General features: G+C 71.5%; 10 protein-coding genes and 1 pseudogene. 6 read left to right on the forward strand and 5 right to left on the reverse strand.

Features of this window, described 5'->3' with window-relative positions; translation table 11 throughout:
• Positions 1–27: 27 nt before the first annotated feature.
• Positions 28–636, reverse strand: coding sequence for a TetR/AcrR family transcriptional regulator (locus tag Air01nite_RS39135; protein WP_203708476.1), 609 nt, complete (start codon positions 634–636; stop codon positions 28–30).
• Positions 637–656: 20 nt separating this feature from the next.
• The gene (locus Air01nite_RS39140) at positions 657–2,228 is read right to left on the reverse strand and encodes a DHA2 family efflux MFS transporter permease subunit (RefSeq protein ID WP_203708477.1); all 1,572 of its coding nucleotides are present in this window, start codon (positions 2,226–2,228) and stop codon (positions 657–659) included.
• Between the two features lie 196 nt (positions 2,229–2,424).
• Between Air01nite_RS39140 and Air01nite_RS39145 the strand changes: the two genes are divergently transcribed.
• Positions 2,425–3,393 carry a hypothetical protein gene (locus Air01nite_RS39145; protein WP_203708478.1) on the forward strand — a complete coding sequence of 323 codons (969 nt, stop codon included), beginning with the start codon at positions 2,425–2,427 and terminating at the stop codon, positions 3,391–3,393.
• Positions 3,394–3,605: 212 nt separating this feature from the next.
• Here Air01nite_RS39145 and Air01nite_RS39150 read toward each other — a convergent pair whose 3' ends face one another.
• From Air01nite_RS39150 to Air01nite_RS39160, 3 genes are all read right to left on the reverse strand, one after another.
• Complete coding sequence (locus Air01nite_RS39150; RefSeq protein ID WP_239091274.1) at positions 3,606–5,498, reverse strand: helix-turn-helix domain-containing protein; 1,893 nt, start codon at positions 5,496–5,498, stop codon at positions 3,606–3,608.
• A gap of 5 nt (positions 5,499–5,503) precedes the next feature.
• Positions 5,504–6,286 (reverse strand): 3-hydroxybutyrate dehydrogenase, encoded by a 783-nt coding sequence (locus Air01nite_RS39155; protein ID WP_203708480.1) that lies wholly within the window; start codon positions 6,284–6,286, stop codon positions 5,504–5,506.
• A gap of 67 nt (positions 6,287–6,353) precedes the next feature.
• Positions 6,354–7,889, reverse strand: a complete 1,536-nt coding sequence (locus Air01nite_RS39160; protein WP_203708481.1) for a methionine--tRNA ligase — start codon at positions 7,887–7,889, stop codon at positions 6,354–6,356.
• A 112-nt stretch (positions 7,890–8,001) separates the two neighbouring features.
• Here Air01nite_RS39160 and ruvC point away from each other — a divergent pair, with 112 nt between their 5' ends.
• From ruvC to yajC, 5 genes and pseudogenes are all read left to right on the forward strand, one after another.
• Positions 8,002–8,526 carry a crossover junction endodeoxyribonuclease RuvC gene (gene ruvC / locus Air01nite_RS39165; RefSeq protein ID WP_203708482.1) on the forward strand — a complete coding sequence of 175 codons (525 nt, stop codon included), beginning with the start codon at positions 8,002–8,004 and terminating at the stop codon, positions 8,524–8,526.
• Positions 8,523–9,122, forward strand: a complete 600-nt coding sequence (gene ruvA, locus Air01nite_RS39170; protein ID WP_203708483.1) for a Holliday junction branch migration protein RuvA — start codon at positions 8,523–8,525, stop codon at positions 9,120–9,122. The genes ruvC and ruvA overlap by 4 nt, the downstream gene beginning before the upstream one ends.
• Positions 9,123–9,195: 73 nt before the next feature.
• Positions 9,196–9,394 (forward strand): annotated as a pseudogene (locus Air01nite_RS39175) (Holliday junction branch migration DNA helicase RuvB); the annotation flags it as partial.
• Positions 9,395–9,771: 377 nt separating this feature from the next.
• Positions 9,772–11,247, forward strand: a complete 1,476-nt coding sequence (gene ruvB, locus Air01nite_RS41480; RefSeq protein ID WP_373310572.1) for a Holliday junction branch migration DNA helicase RuvB — start codon at positions 9,772–9,774, stop codon at positions 11,245–11,247.
• A 136-nt stretch (positions 11,248–11,383) separates the two neighbouring features.
• A complete protein-coding gene (gene yajC / locus Air01nite_RS39185; RefSeq protein ID WP_203708484.1) occupies positions 11,384–11,737 on the forward strand; it encodes a preprotein translocase subunit YajC in 354 nt (117 codons plus the stop codon).
• The last annotated feature ends 138 nt before the right edge of the window (positions 11,738–11,875 follow it).

Here is an 11,875-nt window from a genome sequence, read left to right on the forward strand (position 1 = left end):
CGGACCACCGCGGGCCCGAGCAATGGGTCAGCTCTGTGCCGGCCCCATGCCGGCCATGAGGAGGTCGACGACCTGTGCCGGCATTTTGTCGGCGTCGAGGTCGGGGTGCCAGCGGAGTACACGTTGGACCAGAATCGGTCCGATGAGGACCGTCATCGTCAGCTCGACGTCGAGGTCCGCGCGGAGTTCGCCGTTGGCCACTCCGCGGCGGAGGACCTCGCGGACGCGGTTGCGGCGGGGCTCGATGATGTCCTGGTACGCGCGGTAGTGCTCCTTGCTGCGGCTCATGTGCGGCAGCAGGCACGGCAGGATCTGTGGCAGGCGCGGGTCCTGTGTGGACGGGCCGACCTGACCCAGCAGCGCGATCAGGTCGTCGCGGACCGATTCGCCGGCCAGCTCCGGGCCCGGGCTCTTGAGGGTGGCCAGCGCGTCGTGGAGGAGGGCGTCCTTGCCGGGCCAGCGGCGGTAGATCGTCGCCTTGCCCACGCCCGCGCGGCTCGCGATCGACTCGATCGACAGGACCTCGACCGAGGTGCCCTCGGCCAGCAGGTCGAGGGTGGCGGAGATGATGGCCTCGTCGACGCGGAGGCTCCGCGGGCGGCCCGGCGCCCGCGGAGCTTCCTCGACAGCTGGCATGGGATCCATTGTCGCTGACCTCAGCCGGCCGTGGCCAGTTCTCCGGCTTCCACCTCGACCGGCTGCACGTGCTCGGCGCCCGCGCGGCGGCCGGGCATCCAGATCAACGCCGCCAGGATGCCGAATCCGAGGATGACGGCGCCCGAACCGGCCGCCCAGTGCATCGCGGTCATGAACGCGTCGTTCGCGGCCGAGATCAGGTTGCCGCCGGCCGGGCCCGCCTGTGCGGCGACCCCGTACGCGCCGGAGATCGACTCGTTGGCCACCTCGCGGGCCGGGCCGGGCAGCGCGGTCGTGGTCGGCTCGATCTGGCCGCGGTAGACCGCCGCGAGGATCGAGCCCAGGATCGCGATGCCGAGCGCGCTGGCGACCTGGCGGATCGTGTTGCTGACCGCCGAGCCGACGCCGGCCTTCTCGCGGGGGAGCGCCGACATGATCGACTCGGTGGCCGGCGCCATGATGTTGGCCATGCCGACGCCCTGGACGAAGAAGACGAACAGGAGGAACCAGACCGCGGTCTGCGCGTCCACGAACACGAAGCCGATCAGCGACAGCGTGACCAGACTCAAGCCGGTCGCGGTGACCGCCTTGCCGCCGAACCGCTGCACCATCGCGTGGCTGCGCGGCGCGAAGATCAGCTGGGCGACGGCGAACGGCAGGAACAGCAGGCCCGTCTGCAGCGGCGAGTAGTCCCGGACCAGCTGCAGGTAGAACGAGCTGAAGAAGAACACGCCCATCGACGCGAAGAACGTCAGGCCGATCGCGGCGATCGGGGCCGAGAACCGGGGGATCTTGAACAGGCGTACGTCCAGCGACGGGAACGCGATCCGCGACTCGTACCAGACGAATGCCGCCAGGACGACCAGGCCGCCGCCGCCGGTGAGCAGGACCTCCGTGTTGCCGAAGCCGTTCTCGCCGCCCTTGATGATGCCGTAGGTCAGGCCGACCAGGCCGACCACCGACATCAGCACGCCGAGCATGTCGATGCGGCCGGGGCGTGGGTTGCGCGACTCGGGCACCAGGAGCGCGACCGCGACCAGGCCGACGATCACGACCGGCACGTTGATCAGGAAGACCGAGCCCCACCAGAAGTGCTCGAGCAGCGCGCCGCCGAGGATCGGGCCGATCGCGATGGCCAGGCCGACGGCGCCGGACCAGACACCGATGGCCTTGCCGCGCTCGCGCGGGTCGAACACGTTGGAGATGATCGACAGCGTCACCGGCATGATCGCCGCGCCGCCGATGCCCATCAGGGCGCGTGCGCCGATCAGCTGCCCGGGATTCTGCGCGTACGCCGAGAGCAGTGACGCCAGGCCGAAGAGCGCGAGGCCGACCAGCAGGAACCGCTTGCGCCCGAAGCGGTCACCGAGCACGCCGAACGAGAACAGCAGGCCCGCGAAAACCAGCGTGTACGAGTTGATGGCCCATTCGAGTTCGCTCTGCGTGGTGCCGAGGCCGTGGACCGGGTCGGCGAGGGTACGCAGGGCGACGTTGAGGACCGTGTTGTCCAGTACGACGACGAGCAGGCTCACCACGAGGACAGCCAAGATCGCCCAGCGTCTTGGATGCCCGGTGTTGGCGGTTTGCTCCACGTCCGTCTCCCCCCGATAGATCTTTCGTTCATCATTACGAAACGGCACAGGTTCGTATCGCCTGCGAACGCTACGCCCGATGCGAAGCGATACGGAACCGTCTCGTATCAAAATGTGTCCGCCGTCACGGCGGGGTCTTGCGGGGCCGGCCAGGCAGGCGATGATGGTGGTGGATGCGCGCGGGAGGAGGTTGGCCGTGGTCGAGCTGGTCCCGAAGATGGAGCCCGAGGCGCCGGAGGGCTATGTCTCATTCGTCGACCGCCACCTGGCGGCGCTGCGGTCGGAGTCGGCACGGCTCGCGGGCGACGCGTGGCGGGCCGAGGAGATCTATCCGGACGTCCTGACGTCGGTCGCGGCGCGGTGGCGGTGGCTCGAGTTGCTGGCGACGCGGTTCGGTCGGCCGGCGGCGGCTGACGACTATCTGCGGCAGGTGCTTGCGGAGCGGGCCAGGCGGTGGCGCGCGGAACAGATCTACGAGGTCGAGATGGTCGTCCTGCGCGCGGACCCGGCGGATCCCGCCGAGTCCGCGGAACCGGCCGGCATTGCCGGTGGCGGGTCGCCGAGGTCGGCCGATCGCGGATGGTCTGGGCTGGCTGCGGGCGGGTCTCCGGGTTCGCCTGCGGCGCATGCTTCGGGATTGGCGGTGTCGTCCGCGGGTTTGTCGGGTGCCGGATCGCCGGCCCGGGCTACTGGATCTGTTTCGGATTCGATGTCCGCCCGCGGCGGTCGACCCCGCGCCGACCGTCCCGCGCCGTTCGCCGGCGCGGCGGTTGGCGGTTCGACGGCGTCCGCGATCTTCGGACGGTCGGCGGCCGCCATGATCTTCGGTCGGTCGGCGGCGGGGTCGTCGACGGAGGGTGCGACCGTGCTGGTGGACGCCGGCACCCGCATGCCACGGGCACCGTTCGCCGGTCCGGCGGCGGTCGAAGCGAGTGCGGGTCTGGCCCGATACCGGCGGACCGCACCCGGACGCAGCAGCCTCGGCCTGAAGCAGGCGAGATTCCTCAGCCCGCTGCGCCGCCCGCCGGCCCCGATCGCGGAAGCGGCGATCGCCTGGTGGCACGCCTATGTAGCCCAACGCCGACGCAAGCGGGTGGCGATCGTGATCGCGCTGATTCTGCTCGTGGCCGCCTTGACCAACCTCCGAGCCACCAACCGGATCTGACTCATCCTAGGACGCTTTAGCGGGCGTGCCGCACCGCACGACCTGAGCCGAGGCATCGGTGCAAATGCGAGAGAGCCGTGCCTCCTCGACGCGCCCTCGGCGTAGGGCGAGCAAGGGCGCTAACGACCGTGCCGCGCCCCAGTGGTGCCGGTGCAGTGGAGGCGCACGGCACGACGTAGGCCGTGGTGCGTCCGCGGAGACGGCGGAGCGGGCTATGCCGTGGTGCCAGTGCGGAGGCGGTGGAGGCGGAGGGCGAGTTGGACCTCCAGCGCCCTCTCTGGCTGTTGCCAGTCCGCGCCGATCAGTTGGCCAACCCGCTCCAGGCGTTGGGTCACCGTGTTGACGTGGACGTGCAGCAGCTCCGCCGCCTTGGCCAAGCCACCACCAACCCCGAAATAAGCCTCCAGCGTTCGGACCAGAGCCGTCCCGCGGCGGGTGTCGTAGTCCACCACCGGGCCGATCGCTGCCGCGATGAAACGGCCCACCTCGTTCGAGCCCGACGCCCCCGTCGTGCCCAGCAACAACCCCACGAAGCCCAGCTCCGCCGCGCCCGCGCCCTCCCCGACGCGGCCCAAGGCCGTCAACGCCGACAGGCACCGGTCCGCCTCGGCGAACGCCGCACCCAGAGACCCCGGGCCGGCAGACGGGCCGCCGGCGCCGGCGGTCATGGGCCGACCAGACACCCGGGCCGCGTCCTTCGCCACCAGGCGTGCCGCCGCCCCCGGGTCCGTGCCCGGCAGCATCAGCAGCACCCGGCCGTCGCGGGCCGCCGCCAGGCCACCGCGCGACAGCGCATAAGACGTCGCCCACGACAGCACCCGCTGCCGCCCGGCCGTGTCGTCGTCGACCGCGACCAAAACCTGCGGCGCGTCCAGGTCGACGCCCAGCCGGCGGGCCCGCGACCGCAGCGACTCCGCGTCCCGGACCGGCCGCGAGACCAGCTCGTCGAGCAACTCCCCGCGGACCCGGCCCTCGGCCTCCGCCACCGTCCGCCGGAACAGCAACAGCAATGCCGTGACCAGCGACGCCCGCTCCAGGATCCGCTGGTCCGCGTCCACCAGCTCCGCGGTCGGCCGCAGCACCAACGCGCCGAGATCCTCCGTGCCCGCCACCACCGCCGCGTACCAGCTGTCGCCGCGGCGCACCGAGCGGCGTTCGGCGCGGGAGGCCGCGACCGCCTCGGCCAGCGTCGCGCGGTCCGGCTCCTCCAGAGAGCCCACCCGGGCCAGCTCGCGGCCCGAGGAGTCCAGGGCCAGCAGCGCGCCGCCGAGCACATCCGTCACCGCGGCGACCACGTCCTCGACCCCGCCGCCCCGCAGCACCAGGGCCGTCATCCGGTCGTGCGCCGACGCCGCGCGCTCCACCGAGCTGCTGTGTGCCCGAATTGTCTCGTTCGCCAGCGACAGCTCCGCCAGCGCCACCCGCGTCTCCGTCAGCAGCCGCGCCGTGTCCAGCGCCACCGCCGCGTGTGCCGCCAGCGAGCCGAGCAGCGCCACCTCCTCCCGCGCGAACGGGCGCGCCGAGCGGTTGGCGGCATACAGCACACCGAGAGACGACGAACCCAGCCGCAGGGGTACGCCGAGGATCGCGACCAGCCCTTCCTCCCGTACACCCGCATCGATCTCACCGGTGTGCCGGAACCGCTCGTCGACGTGGTAGTCGGCGGTCACATAAGGGGTCCCGGTCTGGGCGACCAGGCCGCCGAGGCCCGCGCCGAGGGGGAGCCGCAGCCGCTGGAAGCGGGCCGACACCGAACCGTCCGTCACCCGCATGTAGATGTCGCCGCGGTCGTCGTCGTTGAGCGTCAGATAGGCCACGTCGGCGCCGAGCAGGGTCCGCGCCCGGTGCACGATGGCCCGCAGCACGTCGTCGACGTCGCGCAGGCCGGCCAGGTCGGCCGCCGTGTCGACCAGACCGGACAGTTCCACCTCGCGCTGGCGCCGGCGCTCGAGCAGCGACCGCACCCGCAGCGCGGCCAGCTTCGCCCTTTCCAGCTCGGCCACCTCGTCCGGTGGCAGGCCGGCGGCGCGGGCGGCCAGCAGCGGACCCTCGAACTCGACCGCCGCGGCCTCCCGCGCCAGCAGTTCGAGAAACTCTCCAGTCATGGCTCTCAGCTTGCCGTCCATCCCCCGTCCATGGCGATCGAGGCCCCGGTGATGAAGGATGCCGCCGGCGTGCACAGATAGGCCAGCAGTTCCGCCACCTCGTCCGGCTCGACCAGGCGCTTGAGCGCCGAGCGGGCCAGCAGGATCGTCGACAGCACCTCGGACTCGGGGATCTCGTGGGCAAGGGCCTGATCGGCGATCTGGCCCTCGACGAGCGGCGTGCGCACGTACCCGGGATTGATGCAGTTCGCGGTGACCCCGTGCGGAGCGCCCTCCAGCGCGATGACCTTGGACAGGCCCTCGACGCCGTGCTTTGCAGTGACATATGCCGACTTGTACGCCGAGGCGCGCAGACCATGCACCGACGAGATCGTGACGACCCGGCCCCAACCGCGCGCGTACATGTGCGGCAGCGCGCGCCGGACCAGCCGGAACGGCGCCTCGACCATGACCCGCTGCAGCGCCGCGAACGTGTCCGGCGGGAACTCCGGCAGGGGAGCGACGTGCTGGAAGCCCGCGTTGTTGACCAGCACGTCCACGTCGGCGTCGACCCGCTCGACCGCCGCCGGGTCGGTCAGGTCGAGCGCGACCGCGACGCCCCCGATCTCCGCCGCCACCTCTTCCGCCGCGGCCGCGTTGCGGTCGAGCACCACCACCTTGGCGCCGGCCTCGGCGAGCCGGGCCGCACAGGCCCGCCCGATGCCGCTGCCGCCGCCGGTGACCAGCGCGGTGCGTCCGGTGAGGTCCAGCCGTACGACGTGGTGGTCAGCCACCCGATCTGCCGCCATGGCGCATGAATGTACGAGCCTGGCGGAGTGCCGCCCATGGCGTGCCACCACACACTGCCCCGGGGTGTTATGTGGCAGGGACGTCGATGCGCGGGAAGATCGCGGCCGGCTTCTCCACCCGGGCACCGGCCATCCCGGCCAGCCAGTCGGCGTCGGATCGCCAGTCAGCGGGCTGGCCGAGCGCGGCCAGGATCTCAGCGGCGGCGTCGGGCAGCACCGGATGCAACAGAACAGCGCAGACCCGCACCGCGCCGGCCGTGTGCAGCAGGCAGGTGTCGAGGCGGTCGGCCTCGGCCGGCTGCTTGGCGAGGTGCCAGGGCGCGTGCTCGTCGACGTACGCGTTAGTGCGGCCGACCAGCGTGGTCAGGTGCTGGACCGCGGCGCGGTGGTCGAAGCTGGCCATCGCCTGGTCGAACCCGCCGCGGGCGAGCGCGACCGCCGGACCCAGGCCATCTTCGTAAGCACCCGACGGCACCACGCCGCCCCGATAGCGGCCGATCATGCTGGTCACCCGGTTGACCAGGTTGCCCAGCCCGTTGGCGAGGTCGGTGTTGTAGGCGGCGACGATGCGCTCCGAAGTGAGATCGCCGTCGCCGAACGGCGCGAAAGTGGCGAGCAGTGCATATCGGACAGCCCGTGCACCGTACCGCGAGATCAGCGCGACCGGGTCCACCGCGTTGCCGAGGCTCTTGCCGATCTTGCGCCCGCCCGCGGTGATGTAACCGTGCACGACCAGGTCCGTCGGCAGCGGCAGCCCGGCCGAGAGCAGCATCGCCGGCCAGTAGACGGCGTGAAACCGGATCACACCCTTGCCCATCACGTGTACGCGGCGCGCCGCCCCGGCCCAGAACCGCTCGTAGCGCGGGTCGCCGGCCGTCCAGCCCAGCGCGTTGGTGTAGTTGGTCAGCGCGTCGATCCAGACGTACATCACCTGGCTGTCGTCGCCCGGCACCGGGATGCCCCAGCCGCGCGCCCGCTGCGCCGACCGGGAGACGCTTATGTCCTGCAGGCCGGCGCGGACGAACGAGATGACCTCGTTGCGCCGCGTCTCGGGATGGATGACCACCTCGCCCGACTCAAGGCACTTGAGCAGGTCGTCCTGATAGCGGGAGAGCCGGAAGAAGTAGTTCTGCTCGCGCACCGGCTCGGGCGCGGTCAGGTGCTCCGGGCAGCGGCCGTCGACCAGCTCGGCGGGCTCGTAGAACTGCTCGCACCCCACGCAGTAGAGCCCCTCGTAGGCCCGGGAGTAGATGTCGCCCGCCGCCGCCATCCGCCGCCAGATCTCCGTCGCGCCCGCGAGATGCAGCGGGTCGACGCTGGTGCGCACGAAGTGGTCGGGTCGGCAGCCGAGCTGCCCCAGCAGGTCCTGGAACGCGGCGGCGTTGCGCTCCACGAGCTCCGCGGTGGCAATGCCCACCGTCTCTGCCGCGAGCACATTCTTGAGCGCGTTCTCGTCGGATCCGGTCAGGAAGAAGACGTCGTCGAGTTGGGTGCGCATGAAACGGGCGTACGCGTCGGTCTCCACGAACTCGAGCGCGTGACCGAGGTGCGGACGCGCATTGACGTACGGAATCGTCGTCGAAATGAAGCCGGTGCTCGCCATGCCTTTGACGCTAGTGAGGCGCGCCACCGGTTATCGGGCCCCGGTGTGTCCGCGCTCGCGGGCGCGCCGCCGGCACGTAAGGTGTCGAACACACGTACAGGGGGAGGATGGCGTGCGGGTGCTCGGCGTCGATCCCGGGCTGACGCGATGCGGCGTCGGCGTGGTGGAGGGCGTGCCCGGCCGACCGTGCACATTGGTCGCCTACTACGTGGTCTACACCGACCCCGCCGACGACCTGTCGCTGCGGCTGCTGCACCTCGACCGCACCCTCGGCGACCTGGTCGCGGAGCACCAACCGCAGAGCGTCGCGGTCGAACGCGTGTTCAGCCAGCACAACGTGCGCACGGTGATGGGCACCGCCCAGGCCAGCGCGGTGGCGGTGCTGGCCGGGGCGCGGGCCGGGCTCCCGGTGTCGACCTACACGCCGAGCGAGGTCAAGGCCGCCGTCACCGGCTCGGGCCAGGCCGACAAGGCGCAGGTCACCTCGATGGTGACCCGCCTGCTGCGGCTCGACGCGCCACCGAAGCCGGCGGACGCGGCCGACGCGCTGGCGCTGGCCATCTGCCACGTCTGGCGTGGCGGCACCAAGGCGAAGATCGAGGCGGCAGCGGCCGTCAGAAGGGCAGGTCGAAGGTGATCGCCAGCGTGAGCGGGGTCGTCGCCGCGGTGTCACCGGACGGCGCGGTCATCGAGGTCGGCGGCGTGGGTCTGGCCGTGCACTGCGCGCCCGGCACCATCGCCGGCCTGCGGCAGGGCCAGCACGCCCGGCTGGCCACCAGCCTGATCGTCCGGGAAGACTCGCTGACGTTGTACGGCTTCGCCAGCGACGACGAGAAGCACCTCTTCGAGCTGCTGCAGACCGCCAGCGGAGTCGGCCCCCGGCTGGCACAGGCGGTGCTGGCCGTGCACCACCCGGACGTCGTCCGCAAGGCGATCGCCAACGCCGACACCGCGACGCTGACCCGGGTGCCCGGCATCGGCAAGAAGGGCGCGGAACGCCTGGTGCTGGAGCTGCGCGACCGGATCGGCCCGATCGGCGTCGGCGCCGACGGCGCCGCGGGCGTGGTCGGCGCGGTCTGGCCCGAGCAGGTCCGGCAGGGCCTCGTCGGTCTTGGTTGGACGGCCGCGCAGGCCGACCAGGCGGTGACCGCGGTGGCCGAGAAGGCGACCGGCGACGAGGGCGTGCCCGCGCTGCTCAAGATGGCGATCCAACTGCTCGGCCGGCACCGATGAGCGAGCGTAGCGAGCGAACCAGCCAGCTCAGTGATTCGAGCTCTTGCTGCTCCTCGCGGAGCGAGGAGCAGGCATGAGCGAGGTTTCCGCCTACATCGCCGAGGGGGACCAGGACGCCGAGGCGACGGTCCGGCCGAAGCGGCTGGCCGAGTTCATCGCCCAGCACCGGGTCCGCGACCAGCTCGACCTGCTGCTGCGCGGCGCGATGGGCCGCGGCACCCCACCGGACCACATCCTGCTGTCAGGCCCGCCCGGCTTGGGTAAGCCGGTCTCGGTCAACGCGCTCGTGCTGCTCGAAGACGGCTCGCGCCGCCGGCTCGGCGACATCGCCGTCGGCGACCGCGTCATCACCCGCACCGGCGAGGCAGCCCGCGTCGAGGCGGTGCACGAGCAGGGCGAACTCGACAGCGTGCGGATCCGGACGACGACCGGCCGTGAGGTGGTCGCCGCGCCCGATCATCCGTTCTGGACGACGGACGGTTGGGTGAAGGCCGGTGACCTGACGGTCGGCGACCGCCTCGCCAACGTGCTGCGCCCAGAGCTGGTCGCCGACGGCACCGAGCAGACCGAGGAGTTCGCGTTGGCGGGCTACCTGGTCGGCGATGGCTGTGTCACCAACCAGGTCACCTTCACCAGCGGCGACGACGACGTGCTCGCGGACTTCCGGAGAGTCTGCGACCGACTTGGTCACCCGCACCGGACCAGGCCGAACTCGGCCAACAGCTCCCTGGTCCGGATCTCCGGACTGCGAGGATGGCTGGCCGAGCACGGGCTGCTCGACAAGAACGCGTGGGAGAAGCGGGTCCCGGAGTTCGTCTTCCGCGGCGATGCCTGGCAGGTGAGCGCGTTCCTGGGTGCGTACTTCGCTTGCGACGGCACGGTGAGTCGCCGTGGCCGCGACCGCTACGACATCGTGATCGATTTCTACAGCGTCTCCCGCGAGCTGCTCCAGGACGTCCAGCATCTCCTGTTGCGGTTCGGCATCCAGTCGAGGCTCAAGCTCAAGCGCGGCCGCTACCAGGGTCGACCCCATGAGTCCTGGCGGCTGAGCGTCACCAGCCAGGACGACGCGGCGCGGTTTGCGGAGCGGATCACCGTGATCGGCCGGCGCGGCGAGCGGCTCCGGGAGTGGCAACCACGTCGCGACCGGTTCGAGGAGCAGTTGGCGGTCGACGGCGTCGCCTCCGTCGAGCCCGCCGGACTTCACGAGTGCCGTTGCCTGACCGTCGCCGACGACCACACCTTCACCGTCAACGACCTGGTCGTGCACAACACGACCCTGGCCAACATCGTGGCCGCCGAGCTCGGCACTGGGATCAGGGTGACCAGTGGGCCGGCGATCGAGCGTTCCGGTGACCTCGCCGCGATCCTGACCAGCCTCGCCGCCGGCGACGTGCTGTTCATCGACGAGATCCACCGCATCGCGAAGCCGGCCGAGGAGCTGCTCTACTCCGCCATGGAGGACTTCCGGGTCGACGTCGTGGTCGGCAAGGGGCCCGGCGCCACCGCGATCCCGCTCGACGTCGAGCCGTTCACGCTGGTCGGCGCGACCACCCGGTCCGGGCTGCTGACCGGGCCCATGCGCGACCGGTTCGGCTTCGTCGCGCACCTCGACTTCTACGCCGCCGCCGACCTCGAGTCGCTGCTGCACCGGTCCGCGCGGATCCTCGGCGTGCCGATCACCGACGACGGCGCGCGGGAGATCGCCGGGCGGTCGCGGGGCACGCCGCGGATCGCCAACCGGCTGCTGCGCCGGGTGCGCGACTTCGCCGAGGTCCGCGGCGACGGGACGGTCACGATCGACACCGCCCGCGAGGCCCTACAGGTGTACGACGTGGACGCGCTCGGCCTCGACCGGCTGGACCGGGCCGTGCTCTCCGCCCTGGTCGACTCGTTCAAGGGCGGTCCCGTCGGCCTGTCGACGCTGGCGGTGGCGGTGGGGGAGCAGTCCGACACCGTCGAGGAGGTCTGCGAGCCGTTCCTGGTCCGGGCCGGGCTGCTGGCCCGCACCCCGCGGGGGCGGGTGGCCACCGACGCGGCCTGGCTGCATCTGGGCCGCGCACTGCCCGCCGGCCGGGTCTCGGGACAAAACGATCTCTTCTCTACCGACCAACGTTTTCCGTGATCCGAAAGTGATCAGCGCGGCATTCGGCGTTCTCAGCCAGACCGACTAGACTCGCCGCGGTCCGTAGGGGACGACATTTTTGCCCGCCGCTGGGCGACCCCCACGTCCAGCGAAGGCCAATGGGAAGGTTTTCACCGTGCTCGCAGCACAAAGCTCAGGTGGCGGCAGCTTCCTGCCGCTCCTCATGATCGTTCTTCTGTTCGGGGTCATGTACTTCATGATGATCCGCCCCCAGCAGAAGCGCCGCCGCGAAGCCCAGCAGATGCAGTCCACCCTCGGCCCCGGCGCCGAGGTCGTGACGATCGGTGGCCTGCACGCCACGGTCGTCGAGGCCGACGCCGAGACTGTGACGCTCGAGGCCGCCCCCGGTGTGCAGATGCGTTACGCGCGTCCCGCCATCGCCCGGGTGATCAAGAACGACGTGCCGGAGCCCGCCGCGGCGCCGGCCGTCGAGACGATCACCTCGCCGGTCGAGCCCGCCAAGGACTGACCGCACGGCTAGGGGTGGCTCGTGGATCAGGGTGGCACCCCGCCGGGCCCAGACGGCGACCGACCGCACACGGAGCCGGGCCGGATACAACACCGGTATCCGACCCACCTCCGCGCACGCCCGGACGCCGCCTGGACC

Source organism: Asanoa iriomotensis (genome assembly GCF_016862515.1).
GTDB classification, from domain to species: domain Bacteria; phylum Actinomycetota; class Actinomycetes; order Mycobacteriales; family Micromonosporaceae; genus Asanoa; species Asanoa iriomotensis.

Bases quoted from the DNA above. Each gene is read 5' to 3' on its own strand.
- Air01nite_RS39160 (WP_203708481.1), bottom strand. From the start codon at position 7,889: ATGGCGAGCACCGGCTTCATTTCGACGACGATTCCGTACGTCAATGCG.
- Air01nite_RS39155 (WP_203708480.1), bottom strand. From the start codon at position 6,286: ATGGCGGCAGATCGGGTGGCTGACCACCACGTCGTACGGCTGGACCTC.
- Air01nite_RS39150 (WP_239091274.1), bottom strand. From the start codon at position 5,498: ATGACTGGAGAGTTTCTCGAACTGCTGGCGCGGGAGGCCGCGGCGGTC.
- Air01nite_RS39135 (WP_203708476.1), bottom strand. From the start codon at position 636: ATGCCAGCTGTCGAGGAAGCTCCGCGGGCGCCGGGCCGCCCGCGGAGC.